This is a genomic window from Companilactobacillus sp. FL22-3 (genome assembly GCF_054881455.1).
In genome coordinates, this window is sequence record NZ_JBTYYZ010000006.1 from 151,412 (window position 1) to 167,023 (window position 15,612).

A 15,612-nucleotide genomic window follows, 5' to 3' on the forward strand; every position below is an offset into this window, starting at 1 on the left:
AGTGATAACCATTTTTGGTTAATTCCACTGGGCTTTTTTAATTAATAATTTAGCAATATTTTTTACCAGATTTTAATCTTGAAGAGTTCTTTAAGTCCTGAAAGTACTAAGGTTGGCAGTGCTGGAATGAAGATCACATAGAGATAGATTGCGGCAGGTAAGGTAGCTGTTCCCATAACTAAATTAAAGAAGGGAATCATTGTCACTAACACCGATGATATTCCGGCAAACGCCACAGCCAAAATCAAGCGTGGATTTCCGAAAGGATTTCTTCTAAAGAGTGTTTTGGAGCTTCTCGCATCAAACACATGCCATAATTGGCCAAATACTAGAGTCAAAAAGGCCACTGTTTGAGCTTCATTGCTACCAAACCCTTGATTAGCTGCCCATAAGAAGGCTAGATAAACCATGGCACCCATGATGGTCCCTCGAACCAAGACTCTGGACCAAGTATGATTAGCTAAGATCGATTCGTTGGGGTCACGGGGAGCTTCTTTCATGATGTCAGATTCAGCAACATCGTATCCTAAAGCAAATGATGGCAAGGCATCACTGACCATATTGACCCAGAGGACCATGATAGCGGTCAGTGTCGGCGTCCCAACAGGAACTTTACCAATGGTTTGGCTAAAGAAGAGTAGTCCCAACAATAACGACAAGACTTCGGCAACATTAGTCGTCAATTCATGGCGCATGAAATTCTTGATATTGGCAAAAATAGTGCGGCCGCTTTTAACGGATTTTTCGATTGTGGTGAATTTATCATCTAATAGAATCAAATCTGCTGAGTCTTTGGTTACTTCAGTCCCATTGATTCCCATAGCGATACCGATGTCGGCGGCTCTTAAAGCTGGAGCATCATTCACACCATCGCCAGTCATCGCCACGATTTGTCCTTGGCGCTGTAATTGTTTAATGATCCGTTGTTTATGTTCAGGTGTGACACGGGCGTAGATATTAGTCTTTAAAACGGTATTGAATAATTGTTCATCAGACATTTCTTCAATATCGATTCCTTTAACCACTGGAGCAGAAAGTGTCTTAACGATTCCTAGATCGTAAGCAATTGCCCGAGCGGTTTTTTCATGATCGCCAGTGATCATTACTACAGCCACGTTGGCTTCATTGAGGGTCTTGACGGAGTATTTTACTTCTTCACGAGGAGGATCGATGATACCAGCGAGACCAGTGATGATTAAATCAGTCTCTAAGTCTTGTACCTCAGCTGTTTGAGCGGCTTTTTGACTGATTTTTTTGTAGCCGACTGCTAGGGTCCTTAAAGCTTGATCAGCATATTGACCAACGACGTCTAAGAAATCAGCTTGTGCTTTTGGAGAGCGGTCAATTTGATTGTCTTTCAAGATACTACTACTGTTGCGTAATAGGACATCTGGCGCACCTTTAGTGTAGAGAAAGTAATCGTCATTTTTTTTAACGACCACGCTCATCATTTTGCGACTGCTAGTAAATGGTAAAGTACGGATTATTTCGTAATCTTTTAAGAGCTCGTCTTTAAAGAAACCAGCTTTTTGTCCCAGTACAGTTAAGGCAACTTCGGTCGGATTACCAAAGGGTTTATACTGGCCATCGACTTCTTTAACTGTGGCTTCATTGCAGAGCACGGCACCAGTTAAGAATTGCGATGATTTGTCGACAGAACCACTGATTTGGCCTTGGGGAGCGTAGCCTAAGCCAGAAACGTCAAAGAATTTACCATTGTCGTAAAATTTAGTCGCGGTCATTTCATTTTTGGTTAGAGTCCCAGTTTTATCAGAACAAATGTAAGAAGTACTACCAAGAGTTTCCACACTATTGAGTGATTTGATCAAACCTTTGTTTTGAGCCATTTTAGCGGTACCGATAGTCAAGACGATCGATAGAACTGCAGGCAAAGCGTCAGGAATCGAGGCCACCGCTAAGGCAATTGAAGTTGAGAGAACGGACGTCAGAGAATTAACACTAAATTCCCCTGCTCGAATTATCCCCACGACGAAGGTAAAGACAACGATAGCAGCAGAGAATTTCATTAAAATATTGGTCAATAGATTGATAGTATTTTGTAGCGGAGAGATTTTAACGTCGGTTTCTTGCATTAAGCGGGCAATATTTCCTAACTCGGTCTCTTCGCCAGTGGCGGTGATAACACCGACTCCTTGTCCGTTCGATACGGTAGAACCAGAGAAGCCCATATTGAACCGGTCGCCCAGTTCAACGGTTTCGGAAATAACATCGCTATTTTTTGCAATTGCATCGGGTTCACCAGTTAAATGTGATTCGATGACTTGTAATTCATTCGTATCGATCCAACGAACATCGGCTTCAACGAAGTCTCCTAAAGCAACTTTCAAAATATCACCGACGACTAGTTCAGCTGTCGGTATTTTTTGCCATTCATTATTTCTTAGGACAGTCGCAAAACGGCTGTTCATTTCCTTTAAGGCATCGAGGCTCTTTTGGGCATTGATTTCTTGCCAAAAACTCAAAAAGGCGTTGATCAAAATCAAAATTAAAATGGCAATCGCTTCATAGAGTGATTCTCTTCCATGTTGGCCATCGCCTTGGACTTGAAAGGCATACCAAGAACTGAGAAATGATAATAAAACTGCTCCTAAAAGTACGATCACGATTGGTTCCTTGAAACTTTTCAAAAAGATTTTCCAATATGGTTCAGCTTTTTTCTCTTCGATTTGGTTAGGACCATACTTTTCACGGTTAGTAGTCACTTGGCTGTCAGTTAAGCCGTGATCCTTGTCGACCGAAAATTGCTTCAGAATCGTGTCAGTCGGTATTTTGTAATAGTTTGCCACACAATCATTCCTTTCATTTGGGCAAAGAAAAAGCGCCAGCCTCAAGAAACTTCCTTACCCTCAGAAGTATTGACTTGAAGCTTGCGCTCAACCTAGTTAGATTTACTTGTACATTTAGTATATCATCAGAAAATATTTTTGGCTATTTTGAAGATTATTGAATTATCCGTTTAGGATAAGTTGTGTTGCAGGATCTTGATGGCTTCAGAAATAGTCTGATATTCGAAAATTTTTTGGAAATAGGCTGTTCCATTGATCATTGCTGACAACTGACTCTTGGAAGAATTATGGAGAATGATCACTGGTTTGTGCAGTCTTTCTGCGGTAGCTAATTCATAACCGACACCTAAACTGGGATGTGAAGTTTCAGCTACCACTAAATCACATTCTTCTAACCACTTAACATCACGGTTACGGATATAAGCATCTTTGGTCTGATCGTCACTAGTTATTGATAAAGACTGGTCACCGATATGTTCAGTGAGAACTTGGTTATCTTGATTGAGAAAATCGATCAGTTGGCGATAAATTTTAACGTCAGCACGTCCGCCTCGAATTGAAGCTGCAAAGTATATTTTCATGCTTGAGACTCCTGTTTAATTTTTTCTTGCAAAGTTTTTAAAAATAATTGATCGGCTTCCGGTAGTTGACGTTTCTTACTCCATATTAAGGTATTGGGATCGGTCATAGTTGGAGTTAAGGGGCGAAAGACTAAATTGCTATCACCAGAAGTATTGATTAAATTTTCATAAGTTAAAGCTAGACAACTGCCAGTTTTGACCAAGAGACTGGCATTGAAGATTAAATTATAAGTGCCAATAAATTTGAATTGTTCAAATAGCCCTTGACTCCAGGCAATGAAGTCTTTGTGATGGCTAATTTGTCGAGATGCCAAAAGAGGGCGACCAATCAAGTCGCTTGGGGTAATGTCCTTTTTTTGAGCTAACGGTTCGTCTTGACGCATTAAGAGACCCCAACGATTGTTTTCAGGTAACTTCATAGTATTATAGTTGCCTAATTCATGGTGCCCCATGATGATACCAAACTCTAAGATACCACTGTCTAAGGCTGCTTCGATCACGGTTGAGTCACCGCTGTTAAAGTTGACCTGAATGTCAGGATATTGATGAATCAAGTCGTGAACCGTATCCATGACACATTGAATAGCGACACTTTCCCCAGCACCGATATCCAAAGTTCCACTGACGACATCTTGTTTTTGTAAATTATAAGTGGTTTTGTCAACCAGACCGATTATCTCTTGGGCTCTTTGCAAAAGGTAGTAACCATCTTGAGTTAACTGGATTTGACGTTTACCACGGATGAATAGTTGAGTGCCTAGATTAGTTTCTAAATCAGCAATTTGGCGAGATAAGGCTGGTTGAGAAATATGTAGTAGCCGGGCGGCACGGGTAATATTTTGTTCTTGAGCAATCGCAATAAAGTAACGTAAAACTCTGATATCCATTGATAGACTCCTATTATACGAAAAAGTAATGATAAATGATTATTAATAAGTATTTAACATCATAATAATATCTTTGTATACTGATTTCAATCAGTGAGGTGTTTGAAATGAAATCGGAAATGGATCTTGGAACCAAAGCTTATGAACAAGTTGAAAAAGTTAATCACAAAAATCAAATATTGGTTCAAGAATTGAATGACACTCCCCATACCCAAGCGGAAATTAGGCAAATAGTTAGTCAGATCACGAATGAAATAATTGATCCTACCACTGAGATCCGACTGCCATTTCGAACCGATTTTGGTCGGAATTTACATATTGGTAAGAACGTCTATATCAGTAATTGTTCCATGTTCGTTGATCTAGGCGGCATTTATATCGGAGATAACGTCTTGATAGGGCCTAATGCCACGATCACTTCGGTTAATCATCACACTGCCCCTGATCAAAGACGACACTTGATTTTTAAGTCGGTTTACATTCACGACAATGTTTGGTTGGGAGCAAATGTTACGATCACACCTGGGACTACGATTGGTGAAAATGCCATTGTAGCGGCTGGGGCAGTGGTAACTAGAGATGTTCCGGCTAATACGATTGTTGGTGGGGTGCCGGCTTCAGTAATAAAAATAATTGACCATAAGAAAAAATGAATTGAAGGAGAGATTTTATGACAGTTTTTGATGAAACAATTACGTTAAACAACGGAGTAAAGATTCCCAAGCTAGCTTTAGGTGTTTGGGAAATTCCAGATGATCAAGTAGCTCAAGCAGTTAAGAGTGCGATTGAGATTGGTTATCGTCACATTGATACTGCCCAAGCCTACGGGAATGAACGTGGTGTCGGAGAGGCAGTTCGTGAGTCTGGTATCAGTCGTGAGCAGATATTTGTAAATTCCAAAGTCGCAGCTGAAATCAAAAATTATGATGAAGCTAAGCGCTCAATCGATGAAACTTTGAACAAGATGGGATTAGATTATTTGGATATGATGATCATTCATAATCCTCAACCATGGAAAGAAGTTAACCAAGGAAATGACCGTCATTTTGAAGGTAACTTAGAAACTTGGCGGGCGATGGAAGATGCGGTTAAGGCTGGTAAGTTAAAGACTATCGGAGTTTCTAGTTTTAATAAGGAAGACTTGGATAATTTGATCAAGAACAGCGCTACTAAACCAGCCGTCAATCAAGTGCAAATTCATATCGGTGATACGCCTATGGATATTATCAAATATTCTCAAGCAAACGATATTGCGGTCGAAGCTTTCTCACCAGTAGCTCACGGGGCTGCCCTAAATGATGAGCGCATCAAAAAGATGGCTGCTAAGTATCATGTCAGTGTGCCACAATTGTGCATCCGCTATGATTGGCAATTAAATGTCATTGTTTTACCAAAGTCAGCTAATCCAGAACATATGAAGTCAAATTCTGAAATTGATTTCCAGATTTCAGAGGCAGATATGCAGACTTTGGCAGCTATTGACACGATGGAATATGGTGATGCCAGTGCCTTTCCAGTTTTTGGTGGCAAATTATAATTACAGATGGTTCCCGATTGCGGGTGCCATTTTTTTGTTCTAAAGGTAATTGAGTAAAATTATCTATTTTAAGCGAAGTGGTTTAAAATAATCGTAATTTGTCAAAAGAGGATGATAAAAGTATGGATGTTGAGATTAAACGTGACGGATTGACTTTACGAGGGACCTTGAATAAGCCACAAGGAAAATTCAACTTAGTGGTTCTAATGCACGGTTTTACTTCTAACCGAGGAGTTGAACCAGAGCAATTACTTTTTCAATTGGCTAAGCACTTGGAAGAATTAGGCTTTGCGACCTTACGATTTGACTTCAATGGTCATGGACAATCAGATGGTAAATTTGCAGATATGACGGTCTTGAATGAGATCGCTGATGGCAAAGCTATTTTGGATTATGCAAGAAGTTTAGCTGGTGTTCAAAAAATCTATCTGCTCGGTCATTCCCAAGGCGGCGTGGTTGCTAGTATGTTAGCTGGTTATTATCCTGATAAAATTTCTAAATTAGCTTTATTAGCTCCAGCAGCAACCTTAAAAGATGATGCCTTAAAAGGGGATACGCAAGGTTATACTTATGATCCTCACAATGTTCCCGACCAATTAGCCATCAAAAAAGGTCTGACTTTGGGCGGATTCTACATCCGAACAGCGCAAACTTTACCGATCTATGAAGTAGCTAAGCAGTATCACGGACCAGTCTGCTTGATTCATGGTTTAAATGATACAGTAGTTAACAAAATTGCTTCGACACGTTATGATGATGTTTACCAAAATGATCAATTACATCTTTTAGATGGAGCAGACCATGGTTTCAGTTCTGAAAAATCTCGTCAAGCAGCTTTAAAGATTGTCGGTCAATTTTTTAAAGAGTAGTCAAAAAAATGAGAGTGGCAACTCGATTTTGAGTGACCGCTCTCATTTGCTTCAGCCTGTTTTACTTAACGATATTAGTTTTGATTTTTTCTAAGGAAATATCACGTGGTGTGAAGTTTTCAGTTGTCTGACCAAGGGTTAAAGCAAAGATAGGTTTGAAACCATCTGGAATGACACCACTAGGAATTGAGCCTAGGCAAGCCATATTGTAGTTAGCACCGGGTCCTTGATCTTCTGCGGCTAGTTCCATACCGTGAACCATTGTGCCAGCAGAATTTCCTTCCATTAATCCGTTATTAGTAGCAGATACGACGATAACGGTTGGAGCGTCATAAATGCCATTTAGTTGAGACAAAACCTGGGAGTCTTGGATAACTGTCAGACGATAATTTTCGAATTCACCCATCCCAGCGGAACCGGCGTTGGCGGCTAAGAGAATATTTTGGAGTTGTTCGTCGGTTATTTGTCCAGAATATTGGCGAATAGCTTTACGTGATTTGATCATGGTTAATGTTTCCATAGTAGTACCTCCAATTTGATAATTAACTCTATTTTAGAACTTTTGTATCCGCTCGCACAATTGATTTTTACAGTAGTTAAAAATATCCTTTTGGAGAAGAAACGTGTCATAATGAGCTTAGTTAGAAAATTTGAAAGCGAGGTTAGTTAAATGGCAGAAAAGGTATTTACCGAAGCAGAGTTAAAGAAGTTTAACGGAGAAAACGGCAATCCCGCCTATGTTGCAATCGATGGGGTAGTTTATGACGTTACTGACGTACAACCATGGGCTGGTGGTAAGCATCACGGTAATACAGCTGGCAATAATTTATCTGACGCGATCATGCAGTCGCCTCACAAGCACTCGGTTTTAGCCAAATTAAATGCCGTTGGCAAGTTAGCTGAATAATTTCGTTTAATAGTCCTTTGGATAAGGGCTATTTTTTTACAAATCTGTTCCCTTTTTATTGAAAGTGCGATATCGTAAAGATTATAATAAATTAGAAATAAATTAAAAAACATTAATCAAAGGGGAACTTATGACTGAAATAACACGCTTTTATGAAAAATTTCAACCTAGTCGCTACGATGTTTTTATTGATATCAATCGTGGTACTAAACAATTTTCTGGTAAGACTGTGATCGATGGTGAAGCTAAAGTGCCATCAATTTCAATTCACCAAAAATATTTGAACATTGAATCTGTTCAAGCTGATGGTAAAGAAGTTCCATTTACAACTGACGATGACAATGACGCTATCAACATCACTTTGCCAGCTGCTGGTCAAACAACTCTAACTATCACTTACAATGCTAAATTGACTGATTCCATGATGGGTATCTATCCTTCATATTACGAAGTTAATGGCGTTAAGAAGCAAATTATTGGGACGCAATTTGAGACCACTTTTGCCCGTCAAGCATTCCCTTGTGTTGATGAACCAGAAGCTAAAGCTAAATTCGATATGGCTATCAAGTTCGACGAACAACCTGGTGAAACAATTTTGGCTAACATGCCAGAAATTAGAACTGAAAATGGGATTCACTATTTCGATACAACGGTAAGAATGTCGACTTACTTGATTGCTTTTGCCTTTGGTGATCTTCAAAGTAAAGTTGCAACAACTAAGAGTGGTGTTGAAGTAGGGGTCTTCGCTACTAAGGCTCACAAAGCTAATGAATTGGACTTTGCCTTAGATATTGCCAAACGAGCAATCGAGTTTTATGAAGACTTCTATCAAACTCCTTATCCACTTCCACATTCATGGCAATTGGCACTACCTGACTTTTCTGCTGGAGCAATGGAGAATTGGGGTCTGGTCACATATCGTGAAGCTTATTTGATGGTCGACCCTGATAATACTTCTTTGGATACTAAACAATTAGTTGCGACGGTAATTACCCACGAATTGGCTCACCAATGGTTCGGTGATTTAGTAACTATGAATTGGTGGGACGATTTATGGTTGAATGAAAGTTTTGCCAATATGATGGAATATGTGGCAGTTGATGCCATCGAACCTGACTGGCACGTTTGGGAAATGTTCCAAACATCTGATGTTCCCGCTGCTTTGCAACGTGATGCTACAGATGGAGTTCAATCAGTTCACGTTCAAGTAAATAACCCAGCAGAAATCGATGCCCTGTTTGATTCAGCAATCGTTTATGCTAAGGGTGCCAGAATGCTAGTAATGGTATGTGCTTTATTGGGAGACGATAATTTACGTGCTGGTTTGAAGAAGTACTTTGAAGCTCACAAGTATCACAATGCTAAAGGTGATGACCTTTGGAATGCTTTAGGTGATGCTTCTGGTATCGATGTTGGCTCGATCATGCACTCATGGTTGGAACAACCTGGTTATCCGGTTGTTTCTGCTAGCTTAGTCGACAACAAGATTACTTTGACACAACAACAATTCTTTATCGGTGAAGGTAAGGATGAGAGCCGTCAATGGCAAATTCCTTTGAACAGTAACTATGGCGCTGCTCCTAAGATTATGGCTGACCACAGTGTGGTGATCAATGACTATGAAGACTTGCGTAAGGATGCTGGTGAACCTTTCCGTTTGAATGTCGGCAATAATTCACACTTTATCGTGAAGTATGACGATGCCTTGATGAAGGATATTTTAGACAATTTAGATTCTGTAGATAATATTTCTCAATTAGGACTTTTGCAAGATCTACGTTTGTTGGCCGATGCTAAAGAGATTTCTTACGCTGCCATCGTACCTTTGTTGGATAAATTTGCTCAAAGTCATTCAACTGTTGTTAATGCCGCTTTATATCGTGTCGTTAATAATTTGAAGAAGTTTGTTAAATCAGATTCAGCTGAAGAAAAGAACTTGCAAGCTTTGGTCAATAAGTTGAGTGCAAAACAAGTTGAACGTCTAGGCTGGGAACCAAAAGCTGGCGAATCAAACGATGATCAATTGACTCGTCCTTACGTTTTGAATGCCGCCTTGTATGCTCAAAATGAGGAAGCTATTGCTCAAGCTCACAAGATTTTTGAGGCTAACCAAGATAATTTAGCAGGACTTTCCGCAGATATTCGTCTGTTAGTCTTGAGAAATGAAGTTAAACATTTTGGTAATGAGCAATTATTCAATAACTTGCTAAGTGACTACGTGAAGTCGGCCGATCCTAGTTATAAAGCTGATCTATCAGTAGCCGTAACAAGTGTAGAAGATCCAAACTTGATCAGTCAGTTGATCAACAAGTTCGAAGATGCAGAAACGATCAAGCCTCAAGATCTACGTGCTTGGTATCGTGGAACTTTGGCTAATGAAAAGTCACAACAAGCTGCTTGGGACTGGATTAGAAATGACTGGGATTGGCTGGAGAAGACAGTCGGTGGCGACATGGAATTTTCAACTTACATCACCGTTACTTCGATGGTCTTCCATACCCCAGAACGTTTAGCAGAGTTTAAAGCTTTCTTTGAACCTAAAGTTAATACACCTGGTTTGACACGTGAAATTCAAATGGATATCAAGATCGTTGAAACAAATGTTAACTTGATTGAAGCTGAAAAAGATGCCGTTAATAAGGCCATTGCTGAAAACAAGTAAATTCTAGAATAAAACGGAAATATTGCTAGTATTTGTCAAAAAATACTGGCAATATTTTTTTTACATAAAAAAAGACAAAAAACGTAAGAAAACGGAAACATTTTTGGGTGATATATTCCTGCTGAAGATAATATAATTTCTTTAGAATTATATAAATCGAGCAATAATTTTGACGTAGATACGGCAATAAATTAAATTTACAATAAGTATTTATTCAAGATTTAAGGGGATGATATTATCAAAAAAATATTTGTTTTAGCTACCAGTTTAGCTTTTAGTATTTTTATTGTAATAATTACCCTAGGCGGATCGTTTGTTAAAGCTGCGCAAACGGATATATCAGTTGTTCTGTCTAATAATCCCAATAATGGTGGAGTTGATCGGACGGTTCCTGAAGGGCTAAGCGGAATTTCAACGTGGTTCAATGTTCCTGCAATTAAGGATAACAATACGGCTGTTTTGCCTGCCAATAGTGGGATTAATAAGAGTAGTTCTGATATTATTCGATTAACTCAGACTGATACAGATTTAACCAAAAAAGCTAAAGTAGGAGTTATTTGGTCCAAACGTAGTCAGACGGCAGAAACGGACCAAAATTTTATTGATATCACTAAGAAACAAACGATGTCAATGTGGATGTTTTTCGGTGGAAAATACTCATCAGGTGGTGACGATACTGGTGACGGGATGGCCTTCGTAATTCAAAACGTGGGTGAGAATGCCTTTACTACAGTTCCTTCTAGTGGATTCGTCGGAGAATCTTTAGGCGTTTGGGGTTCAGAGACCTCGGCTAGTGACGCTTCTTCAACTTTAGCTATTCGAGCCATTCAGAATAGTTGGGCGTTGGAATTTGATACTTATCCCAATGCACCTGAAAAAGGCGGCATAGGTACTAACTTTGATAGTCAAAATGCAATTGGTTACGTTATCAATCACATTGCTGATAACTATCCTGGCGAGCCATCTACTTATTTAACAGGTACGTATCCTGGATTGATCATGGATCATTTACATCCAATTATTAAAGTTAAGACCGCTAAATTTCCTAATAATTTCTTAACTGATGATCGTTGGCACCATGTTACGATGACTTGGACGCCTAATGCGTCTGACTCTACTAAGGCAACAGTCAATATGAAGTTTAATGATAAAGATATTGATGGTACTTTGAGAACACCAGATATTGATCAAGATTACCCAATTGATTTAACTAAATTTAATTTATCAAAGGGAACTACCAAATTGTATTGGGGATTCACAGGATCTACTGGTAATAGTCAAGAAAATAACTTGATCAACTTTGAGTCTATTCCAGCGATAGTTGAAGCTGATGCTACAGCTAGTATGTATGATATTACTTCTCAACGTGAAATTAGTGATCCTACGACAACTGATCCTAATAAAAATGTGGTTTATGATGGAGATCAGGTCAATATCAATTACAATTTGAATTATTTAAGTGGTTCCAGAAGTTGGAGTAATATTGTTGGTGATATGAAGTTGCCAACCAATATCAACTATACGCAAGGAGTAATTACTTATACCGATACGAGCGGCAATAAGAAGACTGAAACCATCAGTGAATTGAGCGGTATGACTAATAATGAAGTTAAACATAAATTAGCAGAATCGCTTTGGAAGGACGGTTATAAGTCGGCAGAGATCACTTTTACCGGAACCGTAGTTGGGTCCAATACGTCTGATATAACTGTGCCAGCTCAACATGCTAGTTTTGACGGAGATTATTTGCAAAAAGATGTGATGACCCAGGCTTTTGTGATCAAACATATTGCTGATATCAATTTAACTGCAGTTGGTAATACGACTATCAATGCACTTTTGAATCAACCGGTAAATGTTCAAGGTAAAGTGGCTTACAGTGACCAAACTAGTGTTGATCCGAATAATTTTGAGATATTTGCCAAAGTGAATAATAATTCTTCGATGATGATCAGCAGTATGACCAGCAATCCATTTACTTTGACGATACCAGCGGATCAGTTAGCCAAAGGAAGTAACACGGTCACGCTTTATGTCGTTGATAAAACAACTCACAAGGTATCTAATCAGATCACCTTTACAATCAACGTGTCGGATTCAATTTTGAATTTGACGGTTTCAAATCAAATGAGTTTCGGCAATGTTCAAGAGTATCCACTGAACAAGGTGATTGGCCGTAGTAGCAAATGGACCGTTGATGTCAAAGATACCAGACCTGTTGGCTCCAAATGGCAATTATCAGCCCAAGCTACGTCGTTGAGTAATAACTTTAAGGGAGGATTAGTCTTTGTAAATAAAGCTGATTCCGAACAATCCTTGACTGATAATTTGACGATGATTGCTACTGGTACCAAGGCTAGCAATGACGAAACTGACGTTTCATCCAGTTGGGATAGCAATGATGGAATCCTGTTGCGTCAAAGTGGAAATAGTTCAGCAGGAGTTCATACAGGGGTAATTACCTGGACATTAGTTGACAGTACAAGTTAATACTAAAAAGATTATTTCAGATGATGAAATAATCTTTTTTAATATAACGGTAAAATCAGAATTAAGTTCGCCTAACTTTTTTCTTGATGTGTCATGAAGTATATGATATTCTTACGACAGAACCGGGGGGAAACGTCTAAGAATGGAGGCTCTTTATGCTAAACGTTAAGAACCTCACTGTCGCTTACGATGACACACCAGTTTTTGCTGATGTAGCCGTTAAATTCAACGCGGGTAAAATCACTGGGATCATTGGGCCGAATGGTGCAGGTAAATCGACCTTGATCAAGGCAATTTTGAATCTAATCAAAACTCGTCAAGGTGAGATTGACTACAAAGGTCAGTCAATGAAGTCTGTTCAAAAGCAAGTTGCTTATGTTGAACAAAGAAAGGATTTGGATCTAACTTTTCCAATCGATGTCTTTGACTTAGTTCTGACTGGAACTTATGGAAAATTAGGCTTATTTAAAAATCCTGGTAAAGCTGAAAGAGCAGCTACCGCAGATGCATTAAAACAAGTTTCCTTGACTGAATTTTCCAAACGCCAAATTGGAAATCTGTCGGGTGGACAATTGCAGCGAGTTTTCGTTGCTAGAGCTATCGTGCAACAAGCTGAGATCATTATTTTAGATGAACCGTTTGTCGGGATCGACTTGCAGAGTGAAACGGCCATTATGAAAATCTTGAAGCAGTGGCGAGATGAGAATAAAACTATTATCGTTATCCATCATGATTTGAATAAGGTAACTAAATATTTTGATGATTTAGTGATTTTAAACCATGGCATCGTCGATTATGGTCCAGCCAAGGAAGTTTATAATCCGAAGAATATCGAGAGTGCCTTCAGTGCTGACTTATCTTCTGTTCTATTTCAAGAAGAGGCAGGTGTTTAGGTATGACTTCGATAATTGATTTTATTAATGCTTTGGGAAAATATGACTTCTTACAAAGTGCCCTCTTGACTGCAATTATGGTTGGGATAATGTCCGGAATTATTGGAAGTTTCATTATCTTACGTGGGATGTCACTGATGGGAGACGCCATTTCTCATGCTGTGTTGCCAGGAGTTGCTGTAGCCTATATGCTCGGCATCAATATTTTGATTGGAGCTTCCGTATTCGGCGTCTTAGCAGCTCTGTTGATTGGCTTTGTTGCCTCACGCAGTAAGATCAAAACTGATACTTCGATTGGGGTCGTCTTCAGTGCTTTTTATGCTTTAGGTTTTATTTTGATATCAATGGCAGAAAGTTCTACTAATTTACATCATATTTTGTTCGGAAATATTTTGGCAGTTAGTGACACTGATATTATGACTACTGCAGTTGTCTTAGGATTAGTTATTTTGTTCGTTGTGACTTTCTATAAGGAATTGCTAGTAACCTCATTTGACGAAACTTATGCCAAAACTTATGGCTTGAATGCACAAGTGATCCACTATGCTTTGATGTTAGTTTTAACCTTGGTCACTGTTTCAGCTTTACAAACCGTGGGAATCATCTTGGTAGTGGCGATGTTGATCACACCAGCAGCGACAGCCTTTCTTTGGACGGATAAATTAGGAACGATGTTGCTTCTTTCAGCGGTTGTGGGCGTAGCGTCATCTATTACTGGCTTGTACTTTAGTTATACTTTCAATTGGGCCTCTGGTCCGGCAATTGTTATTGTAGCCGCCGCTTTATTCGCAATTTCTTTTGTTGCCTCACCGAAACAAAACTTCTTTAAGTTGAAAAGGAGTGTGACACAATGAAGCGATTTTTCATCACTTTAGTTGGAGTTATCCTGATGATCAGCGGCGTGTACTTCTTTTTATATCAACGAGATAATAATTCTAAAACAGTCGCTGACAACGAAAAGATCCATGTAGTAACTACGAATTCAATCTTAGAAGATATAGTTCATAACGTTGGGAAGGACCGGATCAAACTATATAGTATCGTTAAACGTGGGACTGATCCGCACGAATATGAGCCACAACCGACTGATGTTTCTGCTTCAGCCGATGCGGATGTAATTTTTCATAACGGCTTGAACCTGGAAACTGGTGGTAATGGTTGGTTTACGAAGCTAGTCAAGACGTCCAATAAGAAATTTGGTCGCGAAGTTTTTTCAGCCAGTGCCGATGTTAAAGCTAAGCATTTAACTACTAATAAAGACGAAGAAGATCCTCATGCTTGGTTGGATTTAGCTAACGGAATCAAATATGTCAAAACAATCACCAAAGTTTTGCAGGAAAAAGATCCTAAGAATGCGAATTATTATCAAGCCAATGCTGATAAATATGTAACTAAATTACAGAAATTGCATCAAGAAGCTGAGTCTAAATATTTACAGATTCCTGAAGGACAACGAGTATTAGTCACTTCTGAAGGAGCCTTTAAGTATTTCTCAGAAGCTTATCATGTCAATCCAGCGTATATTTGGGAGATCAATACTGAAGCACAAGGAACACCCGATCAGATGAAAGCTGTTTTAGCGAAGATCAACGCTTCAGACGTCAAGCATTTGTTTGTGGAATCATCCGTTTCACCTAAGTCAATGGATAAAGTTGCTAAAGAGTCAGGCTTAGATATCTATTCAAAGATTTTCACTGATTCATTAGCTAAAAAAGGTACGAATGGCGATACTTATTATTCAATGATGAAATGGAATATCGATAAAATTTATAACGGCTTAAAATAAAAAATTCCCCGCAGTCTTTTTAAAAGACTACGAGGAATTTTTTTCGATTCAGACTCACGAAAAAACCGAAAACATAGCAATTGAGGACTAGTTGTTTTCGAGTTCTTCCATGAGTCACATATAGTACTACCTTCTCTATACTGATGCAAGGAATTAGATTGTGAAAAGAAAAAAGTTCAAAGTAAAGAATCAA

The 15,612-nt window shown here is 38.9% G+C and carries 13 protein-coding genes; 9 read left to right on the plus strand and 4 right to left on the minus strand.

The window, feature by feature from the left end; all coding sequences use genetic code 11:
* Positions 1-62 precede the first annotated feature (62 nt).
* The 3 genes from ACYT32_RS07150 to ACYT32_RS07160 all read right to left on the minus strand — a co-directional run bounded on the left by ACYT32_RS07150 (position 63) and on the right by ACYT32_RS07160 (position 4,275).
* The gene (locus tag ACYT32_RS07150; RefSeq protein WP_395265288.1) at positions 63-2,807 is read right to left on the minus strand and encodes a cation-translocating P-type ATPase; all 2,745 of its coding nucleotides are present in this window, start codon (positions 2,805-2,807) and stop codon (positions 63-65) included.
* A 170-nt stretch (positions 2,808-2,977) separates the two neighbouring features.
* Positions 2,978-3,388: a nucleoside 2-deoxyribosyltransferase gene (locus tag ACYT32_RS07155; RefSeq protein ID WP_395265287.1), complete on the minus strand. Its 411-nt coding sequence runs from the start codon at positions 3,386-3,388 to the stop codon at positions 2,978-2,980.
* Complete coding sequence (locus tag ACYT32_RS07160) at positions 3,385-4,275, minus strand: LysR family transcriptional regulator (protein ID WP_395265286.1); 891 nt, start codon at positions 4,273-4,275, stop codon at positions 3,385-3,387. Before ACYT32_RS07160 ends, ACYT32_RS07155 begins: the two co-directional genes overlap by 4 nt.
* Before the next feature lie 107 nt (positions 4,276-4,382).
* Here ACYT32_RS07160 and ACYT32_RS07165 point away from each other — a divergent pair, with 107 nt between their 5' ends.
* The 3 genes from ACYT32_RS07165 (at position 4,383) to ACYT32_RS07175 (ending at position 6,681) form a co-directional block, all read left to right on the plus strand.
* A complete protein-coding gene (locus ACYT32_RS07165; protein ID WP_395265285.1) occupies positions 4,383-4,928 on the plus strand; it encodes a DapH/DapD/GlmU-related protein in 546 nt (181 codons plus the stop codon).
* A gap of 17 nt (positions 4,929-4,945) precedes the next feature.
* Positions 4,946-5,812, plus strand: coding sequence for an aldo/keto reductase (locus ACYT32_RS07170; protein WP_395265284.1), 867 nt, complete (start codon positions 4,946-4,948; stop codon positions 5,810-5,812).
* Positions 5,813-5,934: 122 nt separating this feature from the next.
* On the plus strand, positions 5,935-6,681 hold the full coding sequence (locus ACYT32_RS07175; RefSeq protein WP_395265283.1) for an alpha/beta hydrolase: 747 nt from the start codon (positions 5,935-5,937) through the stop codon (positions 6,679-6,681).
* 61 nt (positions 6,682-6,742) lie between these two features.
* On the opposite strand, the gene ACYT32_RS07180 is transcribed toward ACYT32_RS07175, so the two are convergent.
* The gene (locus ACYT32_RS07180; protein WP_395265282.1) at positions 6,743-7,201 is read right to left on the minus strand and encodes a nitroreductase family protein; all 459 of its coding nucleotides are present in this window, start codon (positions 7,199-7,201) and stop codon (positions 6,743-6,745) included.
* A 150-nt stretch (positions 7,202-7,351) separates the two neighbouring features.
* On the opposite strand from ACYT32_RS07180, the gene ACYT32_RS07185 reads away from it, so the two are divergent.
* From ACYT32_RS07185 to ACYT32_RS07210, 6 genes are all read left to right on the plus strand, one after another.
* Positions 7,352-7,588, plus strand: coding sequence for a cytochrome b5 domain-containing protein (locus ACYT32_RS07185; protein ID WP_395265281.1), 237 nt, complete (start codon positions 7,352-7,354; stop codon positions 7,586-7,588).
* 130 nt (positions 7,589-7,718) lie between these two features.
* Entirely contained in the window at positions 7,719-10,250 is a 2,532-nt protein-coding gene (locus ACYT32_RS07190) for a M1 family metallopeptidase (RefSeq protein ID WP_395265280.1), read from the plus strand.
* 459 nt (positions 10,251-10,709) lie between these two features.
* Positions 10,710-12,740 (plus strand): L-type lectin family protein, encoded by a 2,031-nt coding sequence (locus ACYT32_RS07195; RefSeq protein WP_395265279.1) that lies wholly within the window; start codon positions 10,710-10,712, stop codon positions 12,738-12,740.
* A 155-nt stretch (positions 12,741-12,895) separates the two neighbouring features.
* Positions 12,896-13,633 (plus strand): metal ABC transporter ATP-binding protein, encoded by a 738-nt coding sequence (locus ACYT32_RS07200; RefSeq protein WP_395265278.1) that lies wholly within the window; start codon positions 12,896-12,898, stop codon positions 13,631-13,633.
* A 2-nt stretch (positions 13,634-13,635) separates the two neighbouring features.
* Positions 13,636-14,487, plus strand: coding sequence for a metal ABC transporter permease (locus ACYT32_RS07205; RefSeq protein WP_395265277.1), 852 nt, complete (start codon positions 13,636-13,638; stop codon positions 14,485-14,487).
* Positions 14,484-15,419, plus strand: coding sequence for a metal ABC transporter solute-binding protein, Zn/Mn family (locus ACYT32_RS07210; RefSeq protein ID WP_395265276.1), 936 nt, complete (start codon positions 14,484-14,486; stop codon positions 15,417-15,419). Before ACYT32_RS07205 ends, ACYT32_RS07210 begins: the two co-directional genes overlap by 4 nt.
* Positions 15,420-15,612 lie beyond the last annotated feature (193 nt).

What these genes read in the sequence shown, in the direction of transcription:
- ACYT32_RS07170 (WP_395265284.1), top strand. Translation starts at nt 4,946, where the DNA reads ATGACAGTTTTTGATGAAACAATTACGTTAAACAACGGAGTAAAGATT.
- ACYT32_RS07205 (WP_395265277.1), top strand. Translation starts at nt 13,636, where the DNA reads ATGACTTCGATAATTGATTTTATTAATGCTTTGGGAAAATATGACTTC.
- ACYT32_RS07165 (WP_395265285.1), top strand. Translation starts at nt 4,383, where the DNA reads ATGAAATCGGAAATGGATCTTGGAACCAAAGCTTATGAACAAGTTGAA.
- ACYT32_RS07160 (WP_395265286.1), bottom strand. Translation starts at nt 4,275, where the DNA reads ATGGATATCAGAGTTTTACGTTACTTTATTGCGATTGCTCAAGAACAA.
- ACYT32_RS07155 (WP_395265287.1), bottom strand. Translation starts at nt 3,388, where the DNA reads ATGAAAATATACTTTGCAGCTTCAATTCGAGGCGGACGTGCTGACGTT.
- ACYT32_RS07210 (WP_395265276.1), top strand. Translation starts at nt 14,484, where the DNA reads ATGAAGCGATTTTTCATCACTTTAGTTGGAGTTATCCTGATGATCAGC.
- ACYT32_RS07200 (WP_395265278.1), top strand. Translation starts at nt 12,896, where the DNA reads ATGCTAAACGTTAAGAACCTCACTGTCGCTTACGATGACACACCAGTT.
- ACYT32_RS07180 (WP_395265282.1), bottom strand. Translation starts at nt 7,201, where the DNA reads ATGGAAACATTAACCATGATCAAATCACGTAAAGCTATTCGCCAATAT.
- ACYT32_RS07185 (WP_395265281.1), top strand. Translation starts at nt 7,352, where the DNA reads ATGGCAGAAAAGGTATTTACCGAAGCAGAGTTAAAGAAGTTTAACGGA.
- ACYT32_RS07175 (WP_395265283.1), top strand. Translation starts at nt 5,935, where the DNA reads ATGGATGTTGAGATTAAACGTGACGGATTGACTTTACGAGGGACCTTG.
- ACYT32_RS07190 (WP_395265280.1), top strand. Translation starts at nt 7,719, where the DNA reads ATGACTGAAATAACACGCTTTTATGAAAAATTTCAACCTAGTCGCTAC.